Raw genomic sequence first — 17,247 nt, forward strand, 5'->3', positions numbered from 1 at the left:
GTTCGCGTGATGCGGACGGGCGCTTTGCTTTATCTTCAAAACAACCCCATGCACAGTAGCCGGGAACAGTGAAATCAAGGACTTGAAGCGCAATGAGCCCGACATGAGCGATCCTCGCTTACTGGCTCGTTGTTCGAGCCCCAATTTCGGAAAAACAGAGATTTCGATTGATCCGTCGGGCAAAACAGGCGTAGTATGGCATCGTCCGGATATGCGCGGCGCTAAAGCGCTAGCTAGCGCTTCATCAGCCCCAGCCGGCTCGCGCCGACGTAGAGCGCGAGCACGGCAGCGTTCGAGACGTTGAGGCTCTTGATCTCGCCGGGCATGTCGAGCCGGGCTACGACGCTGCAGGTCTCGCGGGTCAATTGCCTGAGGCCCTTGCCTTCGGCGCCGAGCACGAGTGCAAGCGGCTGGCGCAACACGACATCGCTGATATCCTCGCTGCCCTCGCTGTCGAGGCCGACGGTCTGGAAGCCGCGATCGTTCAGCGCGGTGAGTGCACGGGCGAGGTTTTGCACGGTGATCATCGGGACGAGCTCCAGCGCGCCGGAGGCGGCCTTGGCCAGCACGCCGGTCGCTTCCGGACTGTGCCGCGCAGTAGTGACGATCGCCTTCACCGCGAACGCTGCGGCCGAGCGCAGGATGGCGCCGACATTGTGGGGATCGGTGATCTGGTCGAGCACCAGCACCATGCCTTCCTGCGTCAGGGTCTCGATATCCGGCGAGGGCAGGGGATCGGCCTCGGCCAAGAGGCCCTGGTGCACGGCATCGGGCGACAGCAGCCGGTCGATCTCCTGGGGCCGCACGATCTCCGGCGCCACGCGGGCCTCGATGTTCTCCTCCGCAAGGCGCCTTGCGGCGTTCTCGGTCAGCGTTAGCTTGCGGATCCGGCGCCGAGGGTTGGCCAGCGCCATGGTGACGGTGTGCCAGCCATAGAGGATGACGGGTCCGTCGAGCTGCGAATCACGGTCGCGCCACGCCGAGCGGCCGGCCGATTTCCCGGGCCGGTTGAAGGGCTTAGCCCCGCCGCGAGCCCCCTTGGGGCCGAATTTTCGATCCTTCATGGGCTCGCTTCTGTCATGGGTTCCGGAATATGGCAATTTCGGTGGCTGCGAGGGCGATTTTAGCTGTCCGCCTCGGTTGACTTTGCCCCACCGCATCGCCCATAAACGCGCCCGGTCGCGCCCCGATCCGGGTTGTCGCGGCCTTCACGTTCCATGGCCGACTTCGGTCGCCGGCAAGGTCCGGCCCGATTGTGCTGCCGTCGAGCGGGGGAGTGTCCCGAGTGGCAAAGGGAGCTGACTGTAAATCAGCCGCCTCATGGCTTCGCAGGTTCGAGTCCTGCCTCCCCCACCAGCCTTCGCTCGCTTCGCGAGCTACGGCTCGGCAAGCCAGCATAAGTGCTCGTGGCGCGAAGTGAGCGAAGGCTGCCGCGCCGTAGCCCACAGGGCGTAGACGGACTGGCTCTCAACGTACGCTACCCCATCATCTCCCGCACCATCGGCACCACCTTCCGCCCATAGAGCTCGATGCTCCGCATCAGCTTCTCGTGCGGCAGCGGCCCGGCCGAGTACTTCAGCTGAAACCGCGAGATCCCGAGCGCCTTTGCCGTCTTCGCGATCTTCCGCGCCACCGTTTCCGGCGAGCCGACATAGAGCGAACCATGCTCGGCCTCGCTCACGAACTCGTCGCGCCCCATCGGCGGCCAGCCGCGCTCCTTGCCGATGCGGTCGCGCATGGCCTTGTAGTCGGGCCACAACTCCTCGCGCGCTTGCGCATCCGTCTCGGCGACGTAGCCCGGCGAATGCACGCCGATCGGCTTGGACGGGCGGCCGAACTCCCTGAAGGCGCGGTGATAGAGATCGACGTAAGGCGCAAAGCGCGCGGGATCGCCGCCGATGATCGCCAGCATCAAAGGCAGATCGTAATGCGCAGCGCGCACCACCGATTGCGGGCTGCCGCCGACGCCGATCCAGGTTTTGAGCGTGCCGTTCTCGACCGGCGGATAGACCAGCTGATCCCGCAGCGGCGGACGCAGCTTGCCTTCCCAGGTCACCGGCTGTTGCGACAAGAGCGCGGCGAACAAATCGAGCTTCTCCTCGAACAGCTCTTCATACTCGCGCAGGTCGAAGCCGAACAGCGGAAAGGATTCCGTGAACGAGCCGCGGCCGAGGATCACCTCGGCGCGACCATTCGATAGCGCATCCAGCGTGGCAAAGCGCTGGAACACGCGGATGGGGTCGTCCGAAGACAGCACCGTCACGGCGGAGCCGAGATGGATGCGCCTGGTGCGGGATGCGATCGCGGCCAGCACGGTCTCCGGCGAGGAGATCGCGAAATCGGCGCGGTGGTGCTCGCCGAGCCCGATGAAGTCGAGCCCGAGCTCGTCGGCCAGCACCGCCTCGTCGACGACGTTGCGGATCACCTGCGCATGCGTGATCATGGCGCCGGACGCATCTGTTGTGACGTCGCCAAAGGTATCCAGTCCGAATTCGAGCGGTGCGGTCATCATTCAGGTCTCTGTGGAGGAACGATAAGACTTAATGGACGACGGCGAGCCCACAAGGTGGCTTTCGGAAATGCTCGGTTTCCGTTTGTAGGTCCTATCCCGAGATGCGAACTACCATCTTGCCGATCGCAGAGCGCGTCTGCATCGCCTTGAACGCCTCGCAAAAATCCTCCAGCGCGAAGACGCGACCGACCATAGGCTTCAGCTTGCCGTCGGCGAGCCAGCTCGTCAGCTCCGACATCAGGCGCTTCTGCACGTCGGGCTCGCGCACGGGAATCTGCGCGAGATCGACACCGAGCAAGGCGCCGCCTTTCAGAAGCGGCAGATTGAACGGCAGCGCGGGAATGGAGCCTGCGGCAAAGCCGACCACGAGATGGCGTCCGCGCCAGGCGATGGATCGAAATGCCTGCACCGAGATCTCGCCGCCGACAGGATCGAAGATCACGTCGGCGCCATGTCCTCCGGTCAATTCTTTCAGCGTGTCGCGCCAGCCGGCTTGCGTATAATCGACCACCGCGTCGGCGCCGCGCGCCTGCGCGAATTCGCGCTTCTCCGGTGTCGATGCCGCTGCGATTACCCGCGCGCCGAGCAGTTTGCCGATCTGCACCGCCGCGGTCCCGGTGCCGCCGGACGCCCCCAACACCAGAAGCTGCTCGCCTGGGACCAGCATGGCGCGGGCGCTCAGGGCATAGAGAGCGGTCAGATAGTTGGCGCGAAACGAGGCGGCGACCTCGGCCGCAACGCCGTCGGGCAACGGATAGATCGCTTCGGGATAGACGACGATCTCTTCGGCAAGCGCGCCCGAACGGGTCATGCCCATCACGCGCATGCCGGGTTGATAGCCGCCCGGCCTGCCGGGAGCTTCCTGCACCACGCCTGCGAACTCGGTCCCGGGAATGAAGGGCAGGGGATCCTTGGTCTGGTAGCGTCCCTCGATCTTCAAGCCGTCGACAAAGCCAATTCCCGCCGCCTCCACCCGGATGCGCAACTGTCCCGGCTCCATGACGGGCGGATAAATTTCCTTCAGCTCGATTTGATCAATCGGTGCGTATTGCTCGACGACAACGGCTTTCATATCGGACCTCGGTTGTTCCAGTTATCCTGACAGATCCCGAGACCAGCCTCTTGTGTCTACCGCCACATCCCGCGCATCTTCGCGCCGATATCGATCTTCGGCCCCTGCGCCGCGGTACGGGCCGCACGTGCGGCGGCCTTCGGCCAGGCGGTGCGCTCGAACAGATGGACCAGCTGCTCCGGGATGAAGCGGGTGCGCGAGGCGTAGACGTGGCGGTCGCCCTTGGCGGCCTGGCCGTGGACGAAGAAGCGCTGGGGAACGACGAGGTGGAGATCGTCCTTGGCGCGGGTCATCGCGACATAGAGCAGGCGGCGCTCCTCCTCGATCTCGGCGCTGGTGCCGGCGCCGAGATCGGACGGCATGCAGCCGTCGACGACGTTGAGCACGAACACCGATTTCCACTCCTGGCCCTTGGCGGAGTGGATGGTGGAGAGGATCAGATAGTCTTCGTCGCGCAGGGGCGGTCCGGATTTGTCGCTGGTCGCATCCGGCGGATCGAGCGTCAGCTCGGTCAGGAATTTTTCGCGCGAGGCATAGCTGCTCGCGATCTGCTCGAGCTGCATCAGATCGGCGCGGCGCGTCTCGGAATCCTCGTGGATGCGGTCGAGATGCGGCTCGTACCAGAGCCGCACCCGTTCGAGATCGACCGGCCATTCCGAATAGCGCAAGTTTTCGACCGTACGGACGAAGTCGGTCCAGTCCTCGCCCGTGCGCGCCGGCCCCGGTAGCCGGCCGAGCGCGGCAAGCGGGTCGGTGCTCTCCGCCATCTGGTCGAGCACGCGCTGCGCGGTCGCAGGTCCAATGCCGGGCAAGAGATGCAGGATGCGGAAGCCGGCGACGCGGTCGCGCGGATTTTCGGCGAAGCGCAGCAGCGCCAGCACGTCCTTGACATGTGCGGCGTCGAGGAATTTCAGGCCGCCGAACTTGACGAAGGGGATGTTGCGGCGGGTCAGCTCGATCTCCAGCGGGCCCGAATGCGAGGACGTCCGGAACAGCACCGCCTGGTGCTTGAGCAGCATGCCTTGCTCGCGGTTCGCCAGCACCGCCTCGACGATGTAGCGCGCCTGGTCGGCTTCGTCGTGCACAGTGACGAGCTGCGGCTTCTGGCCGGAGGTGCGCTCGGTCCAGAGGTTTTTTGTGAAACGCTCGCGGGCGAGACCGATGACGCCGTTCGCGGCCGACAGCACCGCCTGCGTCGAGCGGTAATTGCGGTCGAGCGTGATCATCTCCGCGCGCGGCGAGAAGCTTTGCGGAAACTCCAGGATGTTGCGCACGGTGGCGGCCCGGAACGAATAGATCGACTGCGCGTCGTCGCCGACCACGGTGAGGCCGCGCCCGTCGGGCTTGAGCGCCAGCAGGATCGAGGATTGCAGGCGGTTGGTGTCCTGATATTCGTCGACCAGCACGTGGTCGAAGCGACCGCCGATCTCTTCCGCGATCAGCGGATCGCTCATCATCTGCGACCAGTAGAGCAACAGGTCGTCGTAATCGAGCACGTGCTGGGCCTGCTTGGCCTCGACGTAAGCGGCGAACAGGCCCTTCAGCTCGGCCGCCCAGCCGCTGCACCAGGGATAGTGCACCCCCAGCACCTTCTCGATCTCCATCTCGGCGTTGACGCAGCGGGAGTAGATCGACAGGCAGGTGCCCTTGGCGGGGAAGCGGCTCGCGGTCTTCGACAGTCCGCGCTCGTGCCGCACCAGGTTCATCAGGTCGGCAGAGTCCTCGCGGTCATGGATGGTGAAGGCGGGATCGACGCCGATCCGCTCGGCATATTCGCGCAAGAGCCGCGCACCGATGCCGTGGAAGGTGCCGGCCCAGGTCAGGGCATCGCGCATGATCGCGGCGTTGGTCTCGCCCAGCACCTTTCGGGCGATGCGCTCGACGCGGCCGGCCATCTCGGCTGCCGCGCGGCGCGAAAACGTCATCAGCAGGATGCGGCGGGGATCGCTGCCTGCGGCGATCAGATGCGCGACGCGGTGGGCCAGCGTGTTGGTCTTGCCGGAGCCCGCGCCGGCGATGACGAGCAGGGGGCCGCCCACGGTCGAGCCCTCGGCCACGCCATGCTCGACGGCGCGGCGCTGCTCCGCATTGAGCGTGTCCAGATATGTCGCCACGAATCGCCCCGGTGAAAGGATGAGAGTCGGCGATCCCGGCGCGAATCGCAATGCAGCTGGACGGGGACGAGTTTAGGATTTAGGGGAAGACGGCCCCCAGTTCCAGTGCACCCCATGCCCGACATGACCGAGCTCAAGCCCGACCAGTTCGAGATGCGACGGCTGGAATCGCTCAGCAACACCATTTTCGGTGTCGGCATGACGCTTCTCGCCTATGATCTGCCCAAGGCCGCTGTGTTCACCAGCGCGCCGGACTGGAACGATCTTGCCCGGGTCTATTCGGGCAAGCTGATAGGCTTTGCGCTCAGCTTCATCATCGCCGGCGTGTTCTGGATCAGCCATCACCGGCGGCTGGCGCGCCAGCCGGTCGGCAGCCGCGGCGACGTGATCCTCAACCTGTTCTTTCTGCTCTCGATCGTGCTGCTGCCGGTCACCAACGGCCTCTACACCAATTACGGCATGAGCAGCGCCGTCGCCGTGCTCTACGGCTTGCATCTGACCGCGATCGCGGGCCTCAACGCCTGGCTGTGGTGGACGATCCTGGGCGGCTGGCGCAGCGAAATGGTGGCCTCGCTGTTTCCGCTGCTGATGTTCATTCCGGGCACGATCGTTGCGGCGTTCGCGCCGCGGGTCGCGCCCTTCCTGTGGTTCATCGCTTTCGGCGGCATCGTGATCCAGCGCTTCCTTCCCAAGCGAACCGAGCCGGGCGCGTAGGACTCACCCCTCTGTCGCCCCGAACCCATCGGCCGGCACGTAAAGCTTGACCGGCCGGATTTCGTAGACCGCCGTCGGATTGACCGCACGCAGCTTCCGCGCCGCCGCGATTGCCTCATCCTCGGTGGCGCATTGCATCAGGTGGAAGCCCAGAAGCTGTTCCTTGGTCTCGGCAAACGGCCCGTCCAGCACCATTCCCGCGCCGGGGCCGCGCAAGGTGCGTGCCTTTCGGGTCTCATCCAGGCGGGCCGCCGGCCCAAACTGTCCGCTTGCCCGGAGGGGCGCCTGAACCTCGATGACTTTGGCCACGACTGCGGCGTCCTGCTCCGGCGTCCAGGACAAGATCTCGTCTTCCACGTGATAGGCCAGGATGGCGTAGAGCATCGTCACCTCGTTTCTTTTCTGCGCAAGTCCCAAGGACGTGGCACGGCAGCCCGTGCCGACAATTCCGAAGCAAAATATTGCGTGGCCGGCAAGCGGCGAAACCGTCCCGAAACCCGATTGCGGCCTTGCCATGTGAACGCCGCCGGAACTAGTCGCGACTGATGGACCACAAACGACAAGCTTTTTGCTGGAGGCGGCAATGTGGGGTCACACCATCAAGATCATCTGCGACGCGCGGCGGGCGGGGCAATCCGAGCCGGCCGACCTGCACGACCAGGCCGGCCATCACCGCTACTATGGCAGCTCGGCCGAGAACGGCGGCGAGCGGATCGTGGAAAGCCGGCGTGGCAAACGGCCGCGCGCGCTCAACATCGGCGGCTTCTGAAGCCTTTCGGCGAACCGGTGGTTCATATGAACGTCCTGCAATTGTCGATCGCGGCGATGCCGTTCCTGCTCGCAATCATGAGCCGGACGGGCAAGGCGGTCCGTCCCGTGCTTTCTGACGAGGCTTCTTCACGGTGCTGCTTGGCGGGGAGCCGCACCGTGCAAGTCGTGGGCCCGGTGCCTCGGCATGCTGATCGCCGCGTCGCGCGAGCGGCTTCGGGCCGGCTGACCGGCTTCCAGTTTCAAAGAAACCGCAAGGAAAAGGCGCGGCGGGGAGGCCCCGTCGCGCCCGATTTCTTGCTCGCTGGTCCAGGGCTGAGAGCGCCCCGATGCCAAGCCTTTAGTCAAAGCTCAGCGGGCGATCCCAGCGAGGTGACAGCGCTTGAGATAAGACACTGGATCACCTCCTTTCGTTGGTTTCGGGAAACATCAATATAGGCAGCCTTGCCGCCGCTGTTAAGGGCGGCGGGTCCGGAGGAACCGGGGCGGTCCGCGAAGCGCGTGAGGGCCGAGAAAGCAACCCCCTCGGCAGTTGAGACCGCCGCCCGGCCGTGTTAGGGGATCGACCGACGCGGGTGTAGCTCAATGGTAGAGCAGCAGCCTTCCAAGCTGAATACGAGGGTTCGATTCCCTTCACCCGCTCCATCCCGATCCCGTGGCTCCGGATCCAAAGTGCCGCGCGGCGGTGCTCGCGGAGAACATTGCAGGCGGCGGCGATTTAGTGATCTCGATTGGCAAGCGCGATGATGGCGCGGCCGACCTGAATGAGCAGCGATGGCGCCAGGCTGCAGCCCATGATGACGGCCCACATCGCCGCCGTCGGCGGGGTGACGTGCAGGACCTCCGCCATCAGCGGCCAGTAGGGAGGAACCGCGAGCAGAGCGCCGCAGAGGCCGACGGCAGCCCAGATCCATGGATTGCGCGTGACCTCGTTGGCGACGACGCCGGAGCGGCTGCTGTGCATGTCGAAAACGTGCCAGAGTTGCGCGAATGCGATCGTCAGGAATGTGGTGGTGACCACTGCCTCGCCGGTCCAGCCGGCCGAAAGCGCCAGCCCAAGCGCCGCGAAAGTTCCGCCCGCCAGCGGAATGCTCTGCAGCACGATCGTTGTCCATTGCCGGCGACCGAGGATCGGCTCCTTCGGATGGCGCGGCGGCCGCTCGAGAATGTCGCGTTCTCCCTCGCCCATTGCCAGTGCGAAAGCGGGGAATACGTCGGTCACGAGATTCAGGTACAGGATCTGCAGCGGCAGGATCGGCAGGGGCAGTGTCGCCGCGATCGCGATCCCGACAACCAGGACCTCGCTGATGTTGCAGGACAGAAGGTAAGCGGCGGCCCGACGGATATTGCCGAAAATGACTCTGCCTTCCCGAACCGCCTTGACGATCGTCGGAAAGGCGTCGTCGAGCAGGATCATCGCCGCCGCCTGGCGCGCGACGTCCGTTCCGCGCAGGCCCATGGCCACGCCGATGTCGGCCTGCTTCAACGCCGGTGCATCGTTCACGCCATCCCCGGTCATCGCGACGATTTCACCGGACGCCTGATACGCGCGTACGATCGCAAGTTTCTCCGCCGGGCTGACGCGGGCGAAGATGCCGACGCGCTTCAGCTCCTGCGGATGCTTTGCGATGAGATGCTCGACATGGCGGCCTTCCGCCACATGGTCAGCCTCGAGCCCGATCGCACGGCCTATGCTGCGGGCCGTGACGGCATGATCGCCGGTCACCATGACGACGCGGATGCCGGCATGACGGCAATCGCGGATCGCCTGCGGAACGTCGGCGCGCGCAGGGTCTTCCAGGCCGACGAGGCCCACGAATACCAGCTCGCCATAGGGCTGAGCATCTGCGGATGTCGCCAGTTTGGTCGCGCAGGCGAGCACGCGCAGGCCGTGCTGCCCGAGCTCGGCAATCCGCCCGCTCCATAGACGGCGCGCGGCTTCGTCCAGTGTCGTCTCGCCGTTCTCGGTGAGCATGCCGGTGCACGCGGCGAGCACATGCTCCGGTGCACCCTTCACGGCATAGAAATACGCGTCGCCGTGCCGGTGCACGGTCGCCATCATCTTGCTTTCGTTGTCGAAAGCGTGCTTGGCCGCGATCGGAAAGCCGCGCAGCAGCTCGCGGCGATTCAAACCTGCCGCCCGGCCAGCCAGCAGCAGCGCCACTTCCATGGGATCACCGCTATGGGCTACTCCCCCATGGCCAAGCGAGGCCTCGTTGCAAAGTACCATTGTATGCAGTAGCCGCTGGAGCAGCGCATCGCCGGCAAGCTCCTTCGCGCCGGCCTCTTCGACTTCGCCGGATTCGACCCACAACCGCCGCACGGCCATCCGGTTCTCGGTAAGCGTGCCGGTCTTGTCGGTCAGGATCACCGTGGTCGCGCCCAATGTCTCGACCGCGGAGAGCCGCTCCAGCAGCGCATTCTGGCGGGCCATGCGCCACATCCCGCGGGCGAGCGCGAGTGTGGCCACAATCGGCAGGCCCTCGGGAATGGCGGCCACCGCGAGCGCGATCGACGATTCCACAACCAGGAAAGCATCTTCTCCCTTCGCCATTCCAACCGCCGCGATCACGACGGTCAGAAGCCCGACCGCCCAGACGAGCTGCCCGGACAACCGTGCGAGCCTGCGTTCAACCGGTGAGCTCTCAGGCTCCGCTTGTTCGACGAGGTGGGATATCCGGCCGAGTTCCGTCCGGGAGCCCGTCGCGACGACGACGCCAAGACCGCTGCCGCGCGTCACGGCCGTGCCCTTGAACAGCATCGATGTGCGTTCGGCGATCCGCGCATCTTCGGCGGCCGGCTCGGGCGACTTGTCGACCGGCACCGACTCGCCCGTCAGGGTCGACTCGTCGGCCGCAAGCCGCGAGGCTTCCACGATGCGCAGGTCGGCCGAGATCGCATCGCCGGCCTCGACGAGGAGCATGTCGCCGGGTACGAGGTCCGCCGCCGGGAGCACGCGCGTGTGACCGTCGCGTCGCACGCGAGCCGATGTCCGGCCAAGCGCGCGCAGGGCCTCGATCGATCGCGCCGCCCTGATTTCGGTCAGGAAGCCGATGAGGGTGTTGAGGACAAGAACCGCGACGATCGCCACGCCTTCCGCGAGTTCGACGAACCAGAAGGCGAGCGCAGCGGCTGCCGCCAGCAGGTAGACCACCGGGGTCTGCAGCTGGTGAAGAAGTATGGTCAGGGCGCTGATCCGCTTCCTTGCAGCGATCGCGTTCGACCCGAAGCGGATGCGGCGCTCCGTCGCCTCATGTTCCGCGAGGCCTTGCTCCGGCTCGACTTGAAGCGCGCGAAGGATGTCGCTCGCCGGCAACGAATGCGCGGTCGCCGTTGTCAGTCCAACTTCATGCATCAAATCGCCTTTCGGCATCAGACCTGCGCCTCTTCCCGGCTATCTCTGAAACATCTGGTGAGCGACATCAGGACCGACTGCACCGGCCCATGCGGCCGCGATGACCAGCACCAGTCCGGGGATCAGCCGCAGCGCGAACGAGCGCCCGCCGCTGACCCAGCCAACGACGATCTTGCTGAGCGTATTTGTCGACAGCGCCGCCAGAATCGGAGTCACAGCGTCGGCGGAGCTGATCTTTCCCGAGGCGGCGAGGGTGGCTGTGGCGACGGCCGGCGAATGCGTATCTGCGAGCCCGGCTACGGCCGCGCTGACCAGCAGACCGATTTCCCCAAACGCGTCCCGCAGGCCGGCAGCGAGCACGAGGACTCCGGAGAGCGTCAGCGCCAGCAACAAGGCCGACGGCAGGCTGAAAGCACGTCCGAGCTGGAGCTCGGCGGCGCTCGTCTCTCGCATGCCCTTCACCGTGAAGATCGCGCCATAGAGACCTGCCGCGGCACCGGCACAGAGGAGGGGAATCATCAGACTCTGCAACGTCGCGAGATTTGTCGCTGCGAGCACCGCGACGAGCTGAACGATCGTTGCGACGGTCGAAAGCGTTGCGCCGGCGGTGGCGGCGCCAAGCAGCTCCGGTGCCCTTCGAGCCCGCGCCCCCATCGCTCCGATCGTGGCCGTGCTGGAGACAAAGCCCGAGGCGAAGCCTGAGACAGCAAGACCGCCTCTTGCGCCGAGCAGGCGTATTGCAACATGCCCAGCGGCGCCGATGGCCATCACCAGAATGACGATGATCCAGATCGCGCGTGGATTGAGCGCGCCATAGGGGTCCAACGGCCGATCCGGAAGCAAGGGGAGGACCACGAGCGTGGCGGCGGCAAAGATCAGGCCGTCCTTGACCTCGCCTTCGCTGAGCACCTTCCGGACGAAGTCGTGCAATGCCGTACGGGCTGCAAGCAGGATGGCCAGAATGACGGCAACGCCCGCGGCCAAAAGCGGACGCTGGGTGGCCAGTCCGCCAAGCAGAACCGTCAGGATGAGTGCGATCTCCGAAGTCAAGCCGGGATCGTCGCTCCTGGACCGGAGATAGGCGATCGCGATCATGGCCATGATCCCGGCGGTCACGAGCGCCAGCAGGCCCTTGCCGCCGATCATGACGCTGACGGCGCCGGCGAGTGATGCCGCGGCAAAGGTACGCAGCCCGGCAGGCGAGCGCCCCGGTCCCTCGCCCTTGCGGCGTTCTCGCTCGAGACCGATCAGGAGCCCGATGCCGAGTGCAACAATGATGGCGATGACGTCGGGGCTGAGGCTCGGCTTCAGAAAATCCATCATGTGTACTGCACGGCGTCACGTTCTTGTGCTTGTGGCGGTGCTTCGATCGCGACTGCTGCCCAATCCCGCCGGATTCGTATCAACGTCATGGTCACCGCCGGCAGCAATAGATCAAGTGCGACGCCCGCTGGCTCGAGAAAAGTGAGGCCGACGACGACAGCAATGAACGGCAGCATCGCATGCATCCGCCGCGAGCGTGCCGGAGATGCGACAGGAGATCCCGGCACGGTATCCACTTTGAGTTATCTCATGCAAGGACCAGCGGCTTGGAACTATCGACGAGGCCGCCGCCAGGCCTCTTGATTTCGCTCAATCTGACGGCCGCAGAGATGTCGCAGGATCTCGTTGAACGTGGCTGAGAAAGTTGCCGCCGCACGGGATTTCGTTCGGGCGAAGTGGATGGGACCCGAGACGTCGCGGTCCGTGAGGGGAGAGATTCTCGTTGTCGCCCCGCATACGCCAGTTGCGGCCAGCCTTGCAATGATCGCTCTAAAAAGAGCGCTTGCGAATTGGTGTTTCTTCATCTCTGCGGTTGATCCTGCTCAAACAACGGTGCTGGTTTCGGGCGAGAGTAACGTTCCGTTAGCTGTGGGACCAAACCATGTCGTTTGAGCGGGTCTTGCGATGGACCCTGGTTGCGATTGCAATCGCAGGATTGGCCGCAGGTATTCTTGCGCGAACCGCCGGCCGCCTCGATCTGGCCGATCTCGCATGGGCGCTCGGCACTGCGCCCGTGATCGGCGGACTGGCGGTCTCGATCGTCAGGGACCTGCTGGGCGGCCGTCTGGGCGTGGACGCGATTGCGCTGCTGTCGATGAGTGCGGCGCTGGCACTGGGCCAGCCGCTTGCCGGCGCCGTCGTTGCGCTGATGTATTCCGGCGGAAATGTGCTGGAGGACATCGCGATCGCGCGGGCGGAGCGCGACCTGCGATCCCTGGTCGATCGGGCACCGCGGCACGCTCATCGCAAGAACGACGAGCGGATCGGGGACGTGCCGATCGAGGAAGTCGCAGTCGGCGAACAGCTCCTGGTGCGGGCAGGCGAGATTGTGCCTGTCGACGGTATCGTGGGCTCGGTCTCGGCCACGATCGACGAGTCCGCGGTAACAGGCGAACCCATTCCGGTCGAGAAGACACGCGGCAGCGCAGTGCTTTCGGGCTCACTGAATGCGGGTGAGACCTTCGAGTTGACCGTGACCGCGCCGGCTGGCGAGAGCACCTATGCCGGCATCGTGCGGATGGTGACGGCGGCCCAGACGGCGAAGGCTCCCTTCGTGCGAATGGCCGACCGCTATGCGCTGATCTTTCTGCCGGTGACGCTCGTCATGGCCTTCGTGGCGTGGCGCATCTCCGGCGATCTGACCCGTAGCCTTGCCGTGTTGGTGGCGGCGACACCTTGTCCACTGATCCTGGCCGCACCGGTCGCCTTCATCGCCGGCGTGGCGCAGGCGGCCCGCCGCGGCATCCTGGTCAAGGGCGGAGCGGCGCTGGAGGCGCTGGCGCGCGCGCACACCGTCCTGCTCGACAAGACCGGCACCCTGACCGTGGGAGGGGCGCGATTGCTCTCCGTCGAGGTCGCGCCAGGGCAGGACGCGGACGAGGTCCTGACGCTTGGGGCATCGCTCGAGCAAGCCTCGCATCATGTGCTCGCGAAGGCGGTCGTTGCCGCCGCCGTCGATCGCGGTCTCAAGCTGAGGCCGCCGGAACATGTCAAGGAGACCATGGGGTCTGGCCTGAGCGGCCTGATCGATGGACGCCGGGTCACCGCCGGCTCGCGAGAGATGCTTCTCTCACATGCCGAGCTATCGCCGTGGGAACTGCGCGCCATCCGGCGCGCCTCGTGGCGTTCGGCGTTGATCGTATTCGTTGCTGTCGATGGGCGACCAATCGGCGCACTGCTGCTGGCCGACGAGCTGCGTCCCGATACGCCACGCGCGATCCGGCTGCTGCGCGATGCCGGCATTGTGCGGATGGTGATGGTCACCGGCGATCGCGCCGCAGCGGCGCAGGCAATCGGTGCGGCGCTCGATCTCGATGCCGTGCTGGCCGACCGCGTCCCTTCGGACAAGGTCGAGGCGGTTCGTACCGAGCAGCGCCAGCATCCGACCATCATGGTCGGCGACGGCATCAATGATGCCCCGGCGCTGGCCGTGGCCGACATCGGGGTCGCGCTCGGCGCTCGCGGCGCGAGCGCCTCGTCCGAGGCCGCAGACGTGGTGATTCTGGCGGACCGGCTCGATCGGGTTGGCGAGGCGATCGTGATTGCACAGCGGGCACGGCGTATCGCCGTGCAGAGCATTGTCGTCGGCATGGGGCTGTCACTGGCGGCAATGGTCGCCGCCACGCTTGGCTGGCTCGATCCCGTGCCCGCGGCGATCGTCCAGGAGGTGATCGATGTTGCGGTCATTCTGAATGCGCTGCGGGCGCTCACGCCGGCCCTGGTCAGGGGCGGCCCGCGCATCACGACGGAGCAAGGCTTGTCCTTGCATCACGATCATCAGGCCCTCTTCAGGGATCTCGATCGCCTGCGCGATATCGTCGACGCGCTGGACGACGTGACGCCCGAATCCGCCGCGGCACTGATCGGGGAAGCCCACCGCCTGGTTCAGACTAGCGTCGTGATGCACGAGCGCGAGGATGAGGACAGCGTCTATCCAAAGCTTGCCGAGGTTCTGCGCGACCGCCATGGCCTGTCTGCCATGAGCCGCGCGCATCGCGAGATCCTGCACCTCGCCCGGCTGCTCGCTCGGATCGTCGAGGACATTCCGTCTGAGAAGATCGACCGCTATCTGGTCCGGGACGCTCAGCGGGTCATCGAGGCGATTGAAACGTTGGTGCGCATGCACACGGCTCAGGAGGAGGATATCTACGAAGCCGTGGCGGCATAGGCGAAAGCTCGATATGCGGGCGGGCCAAGGTTGATCTGGAGGAATCCCTTGCTCCTCCTGTCGCTCGAATATGGGAAGTGTACCGGCGATCTCACCAATGCTGTAGCCGGTCTTTCCGTCCCTGGCGTAGAGCGCATTGTAGACAATGCCCATGACGATGCTGTAGCTGAGCAGCATCATCAGAGAGAACAATGCCGGCGAAATGCCGAGCCCTGCATCGAGGGCAAAGAAGCCGAGGCCGATGATCGGGAAGAATGCCAGCCCCATGATGATCCATCCGAAGACTCCGAACACAGCCCCCTTCGTCACCCCAGTCTTGCCGGGTAACCGCTGATAAGAGTATCCGAAAACAAGCCCGACCAGTGTGGAACCGTTCAGGAATGATAGCGCCCACGGCACCATCGGATCGACGGCGCTCCCAACCAAATGACTGAGCGTTGCTTGGAGATTGTCGTAGGGCTGAAACGATGTAAGCAGCCCTGCGCGAGATTTGAGATACATCAGCAGCGAATGGGCGATACTGCCCGCAATACCTGCGGCAATCGACTTCCATATCCGATCGACTGTTCGTCGAGACATCGGCGGCGCATCCGGAGCCGCAGTGGCTGGCCCGGAAACTTGGCTCCCTATTTGCTCCGGCCCTTGGATATCTTGCGTGCATAGCGCGGCGACAGGACCGGTCGGACCAAATGCTGAAGTTGTGGTGCAAGCCGCACCTGTAACTGCGACGAACAGCATTCTCATCGCGGTACCCCAGTTCAGCGAAAGCCTGCCCGCAGTTCGATCCATTTGTCTTGACGTGGATCAACGCTGGAAGGGTTGCCAGACAGGAGGAGCTGGCCTCCCACAACTGCCTTTGTGGCTTCTGATGTGCGCCGCATTGAGTGAGCTCAATGCGACACGGCTCGATCGGCTGCATTGTGCCTTGCGATCGGTCACGCCGATGTCGGCATGAGACAGGGCCCACATGCAAAATCCAAAGCGGGCATTTTGGGGTAGTCTGGCGGTTCTCGTCCTGCTCTGGCTGGTTGCGGAACCCCGTCCATTCGGGACCGGTCCCTTTTTCCCGCTTCGCGAGAGGATGGTGCAGTTAAGCGGCGTCCTGGCAATCGGTTGCATGAGCATGGCGATGATCCTCGCATTGCGACCGCGCTGGCCGGAGGCGTGGCTCGGCGGCCTCGACAAGATGTACCGCTTGCACAAATGGCTCGGCATCACGGCCCTTGTGACGGCCATTGTTCATTGGCTATGGGCCAATGGCCCGAAATGGGCAGTTGGCTGGGGTCTGCTGGCGCGACCGGAGCGGGGGGCGAGGCCCATCATCGAGAATCCCATTGAAGCCTTCTTTGCCAGCCTGCGCGGATTGGCGGAGGGGCTCGGCGAGTGGGCATTCTATGGGACTGTGGTGCTGATCGTTCTGGCACTCGTTCAGTCGTTTCCCTACCGGCTGTTCTACAAGACGCATCGGCTCATCGCCCTTGCGTACCTCGTGCTGGTCTTTCATGCCGTCACTCTGATGAAGTTCAGCTACTGGATGTCCCCGCTCGGCTGGATCATGGGCGGGCTGCTTGCCTGCGGCACGTGGGCGGCCGTTCTTGCGCTCCTGCGACGTGTGGGCGCTGGGCGGCAGGTCAATGGCAGGATCACCTCTCTGAAATACTATCCCGGCGTCAGAGCAATCGAGACGGAAATCGAGGTGCCGCACGGCTGGCCGGGACACAGACCGGGCCAGTTTGCCTTCGCCACGTCGGACACCTCGGAGGGTGCCCATCCCTACACGATCGCGTCCGCCTGGAGCGCTGAAAGCCCCAGGATCACCTTCATCACCAAGGAACTGGGCGACCACACCAGCCGGCTGCGGGAGAAGCTCCGCGTCGGGCAGGAAGTAAAGGTGGAAGGGCCCTATGGTTGCTTCACTTTCGACGACGATTGCGCGCACCAGATCTGGATCGGTGGCGGCATTGGCATCACGCCTTTCGTCGCCCGCATGAAGGAGCTGGCCATGCAGACGGGGACTCCCGCTTGCACCATTGCGCCGACGGTTCACCTCTTTCACACCACGGCTGATGTCGACGAGGAGGCGCTGGGAAAGCTTGCAGCAGATGCGCACTCGGCTGATGTACGCCTGCACGTTCTTGTCGACGCCCGTGATGGACGACTGAGTGGCGAGCGCATTCGCGAAGCGGCGCCGGAATGGCGCACGGCAAGCATCTGGTTCTGTGGCCCGACCGCCTTCGGTGAAGCGCTCAGGCGAGACTTTGCCACGCACGGCTTTCCTGTCGGCGACAGGTTCCATCAGGAAATCTTCGCGATGCGATAGCGCAGAGATCGAAACTGCCGCGCACTTCGCTGTCGGAATGCCAGAATGCTGTGCCCTGCGGCGAGCTGGAGGGAGGCGACGCCAGCATAGTCATCTTCCGCTTGCACCAATAGGTGATCAAAATCCAGTCGGGATGCTGGCCGCTGTTGAGCCAGTGGCAAGCATCCAGCGTCGGCGCTGCT

12 protein-coding genes, 2 tRNA genes and 1 pseudogene are annotated in these 17,247 nt (G+C 64.9%); 6 read left to right on the top strand and 9 right to left on the bottom strand.

The features are described 5' to 3' along the window. Nucleotides 1-233: 233 nt before the first annotated feature. Nucleotides 234-1,064: a 23S rRNA (guanosine(2251)-2'-O)-methyltransferase RlmB gene (gene rlmB, locus IVB23_RS36570; protein ID WP_061880594.1), complete on the bottom strand. Its 831-nt coding sequence runs from the start codon at nt 1,062-1,064 to the stop codon at nt 234-236. Between the two features lie 206 nt (nt 1,065-1,270). Between rlmB and IVB23_RS36575 the strand changes: the two genes are divergently transcribed. Further along, nucleotides 1,271-1,356, top strand: a tRNA-Tyr gene (locus tag IVB23_RS36575). Nucleotides 1,357-1,477: 121 nt separating this feature from the next. Here IVB23_RS36575 and IVB23_RS36580 read toward each other — a convergent pair. The 3 genes from IVB23_RS36580 to IVB23_RS36590 all read right to left on the bottom strand — a co-directional run bounded on the left by IVB23_RS36580 (nt 1,478) and on the right by IVB23_RS36590 (nt 5,698). Beyond that, a complete protein-coding gene (locus IVB23_RS36580) occupies nt 1,478-2,509 on the bottom strand; it encodes an LLM class flavin-dependent oxidoreductase (protein WP_061880602.1) in 1,032 nt (343 codons plus the stop codon). Between the two features lie 94 nt (nt 2,510-2,603). Beyond that, nucleotides 2,604-3,584: an NADPH:quinone oxidoreductase family protein gene (locus tag IVB23_RS36585; protein WP_061880595.1), complete on the bottom strand. Its 981-nt coding sequence runs from the start codon at nt 3,582-3,584 to the stop codon at nt 2,604-2,606. A gap of 56 nt (nt 3,585-3,640) precedes the next feature. After that, a complete protein-coding gene (locus IVB23_RS36590) occupies nt 3,641-5,698 on the bottom strand; it encodes an ATP-dependent helicase (protein ID WP_247801885.1) in 2,058 nt (685 codons plus the stop codon). A 123-nt stretch (nt 5,699-5,821) separates the two neighbouring features. On the opposite strand from IVB23_RS36590, the gene IVB23_RS36595 reads away from it, so the two are divergent. Then, a complete protein-coding gene (locus IVB23_RS36595) occupies nt 5,822-6,412 on the top strand; it encodes a TMEM175 family protein (RefSeq protein WP_131871370.1) in 591 nt (196 codons plus the stop codon). Between the two features lie 3 nt (nt 6,413-6,415). Here IVB23_RS36595 and IVB23_RS36600 read toward each other — a convergent pair whose 3' ends face one another. Continuing rightward, nucleotides 6,416-6,796 (bottom strand): YciI family protein, encoded by a 381-nt coding sequence (locus tag IVB23_RS36600; RefSeq protein ID WP_061880604.1) that lies wholly within the window; start codon nt 6,794-6,796, stop codon nt 6,416-6,418. A 199-nt stretch (nt 6,797-6,995) separates the two neighbouring features. On the opposite strand from IVB23_RS36600, the gene IVB23_RS36605 reads away from it, so the two are divergent. Further along, entirely contained in the window at nt 6,996-7,181 is a 186-nt protein-coding gene (locus IVB23_RS36605; RefSeq protein ID WP_247801887.1) for a hypothetical protein, read from the top strand. Nucleotides 7,182-7,751: 570 nt separating this feature from the next. Beyond that, nucleotides 7,752-7,825 (top strand) — tRNA-Gly (locus IVB23_RS36610). Between the two features lie 73 nt (nt 7,826-7,898). On the opposite strand, the gene IVB23_RS36615 is transcribed toward IVB23_RS36610, so the two are convergent. From IVB23_RS36615 to IVB23_RS36625, 3 genes are read right to left on the bottom strand one after another with little or no spacing between them, the layout of a single operon-like run. After that, nucleotides 7,899-10,553, bottom strand: coding sequence for a cation-transporting P-type ATPase (locus tag IVB23_RS36615; protein WP_247801889.1), 2,655 nt, complete (start codon nt 10,551-10,553; stop codon nt 7,899-7,901). 21 nt (nt 10,554-10,574) lie between these two features. Beyond that, nucleotides 10,575-11,858 (bottom strand): DUF4010 domain-containing protein, encoded by a 1,284-nt coding sequence (locus IVB23_RS36620; RefSeq protein ID WP_247801891.1) that lies wholly within the window; start codon nt 11,856-11,858, stop codon nt 10,575-10,577. Beyond that, nucleotides 11,855-12,034 carry a hypothetical protein gene (locus IVB23_RS36625; RefSeq protein WP_156504708.1) on the bottom strand — a complete coding sequence of 60 codons (180 nt, stop codon included), beginning with the start codon at nt 12,032-12,034 and terminating at the stop codon, nt 11,855-11,857. Before IVB23_RS36625 ends, IVB23_RS36620 begins: the two co-directional genes overlap by 4 nt. Before the next feature lie 425 nt (nt 12,035-12,459). Between IVB23_RS36625 and IVB23_RS36630 the strand changes: the two genes are divergently transcribed. Continuing rightward, the gene (locus IVB23_RS36630) at nt 12,460-14,745 is read left to right on the top strand and encodes a heavy metal translocating P-type ATPase (protein ID WP_247801892.1); all 2,286 of its coding nucleotides are present in this window, start codon (nt 12,460-12,462) and stop codon (nt 14,743-14,745) included. A 180-nt stretch (nt 14,746-14,925) separates the two neighbouring features. Here the strand turns inward: IVB23_RS36630 and IVB23_RS39525 are convergent. Next, a pseudogene (locus IVB23_RS39525) lies at nt 14,926-15,534 on the bottom strand (DUF6789 family protein); the annotation flags it as partial. 334 nt (nt 15,535-15,868) lie between these two features. On the opposite strand from IVB23_RS39525, the gene IVB23_RS36640 reads away from it, so the two are divergent. Beyond that, the gene (locus IVB23_RS36640; RefSeq protein WP_346659131.1) at nt 15,869-17,065 is read left to right on the top strand and encodes a ferric reductase-like transmembrane domain-containing protein; all 1,197 of its coding nucleotides are present in this window, start codon (nt 15,869-15,871) and stop codon (nt 17,063-17,065) included. The last annotated feature ends 182 nt before the right edge of the window (nt 17,066-17,247 follow it).

The sequence above is a fragment of the Bradyrhizobium sp. 191 genome, assembly GCF_023100985.1.
In the GTDB taxonomy this organism is placed as follows: Bacteria; Pseudomonadota; Alphaproteobacteria; order Rhizobiales; family Xanthobacteraceae; genus Bradyrhizobium; species Bradyrhizobium diversitatis.

Excerpts from the sequence above, each read along its gene's own strand:
- rlmB (WP_061880594.1), bottom strand. The coding sequence starts at position 1,064 with ATGAAGGATCGAAAATTCGGCCCCAAGGGGGCTCGCGGCGGGGCTAAG.
- IVB23_RS36580 (WP_061880602.1), bottom strand. The coding sequence starts at position 2,509 with ATGACCGCACCGCTCGAATTCGGACTGGATACCTTTGGCGACGTCACA.
- IVB23_RS36585 (WP_061880595.1), bottom strand. The coding sequence starts at position 3,584 with ATGAAAGCCGTTGTCGTCGAGCAATACGCACCGATTGATCAAATCGAG.
- IVB23_RS36595 (WP_131871370.1), top strand. The coding sequence starts at position 5,822 with ATGACCGAGCTCAAGCCCGACCAGTTCGAGATGCGACGGCTGGAATCG.
- IVB23_RS36600 (WP_061880604.1), bottom strand. The coding sequence starts at position 6,796 with ATGCTCTACGCCATCCTGGCCTATCACGTGGAAGACGAGATCTTGTCC.
- IVB23_RS36605 (WP_247801887.1), top strand. The coding sequence starts at position 6,996 with ATGTGGGGTCACACCATCAAGATCATCTGCGACGCGCGGCGGGCGGGG.
- IVB23_RS36615 (WP_247801889.1), bottom strand. The coding sequence starts at position 10,553 with ATGCCGAAAGGCGATTTGATGCATGAAGTTGGACTGACAACGGCGACC.
- IVB23_RS36620 (WP_247801891.1), bottom strand. The coding sequence starts at position 11,858 with ATGATGGATTTTCTGAAGCCGAGCCTCAGCCCCGACGTCATCGCCATC.
- IVB23_RS36625 (WP_156504708.1), bottom strand. The coding sequence starts at position 12,034 with ATGCTGCCGTTCATTGCTGTCGTCGTCGGCCTCACTTTTCTCGAGCCA.
- IVB23_RS36630 (WP_247801892.1), top strand. The coding sequence starts at position 12,460 with ATGTCGTTTGAGCGGGTCTTGCGATGGACCCTGGTTGCGATTGCAATC.
- IVB23_RS36640 (WP_346659131.1), top strand. The coding sequence starts at position 15,869 with ATGGCGATGATCCTCGCATTGCGACCGCGCTGGCCGGAGGCGTGGCTC.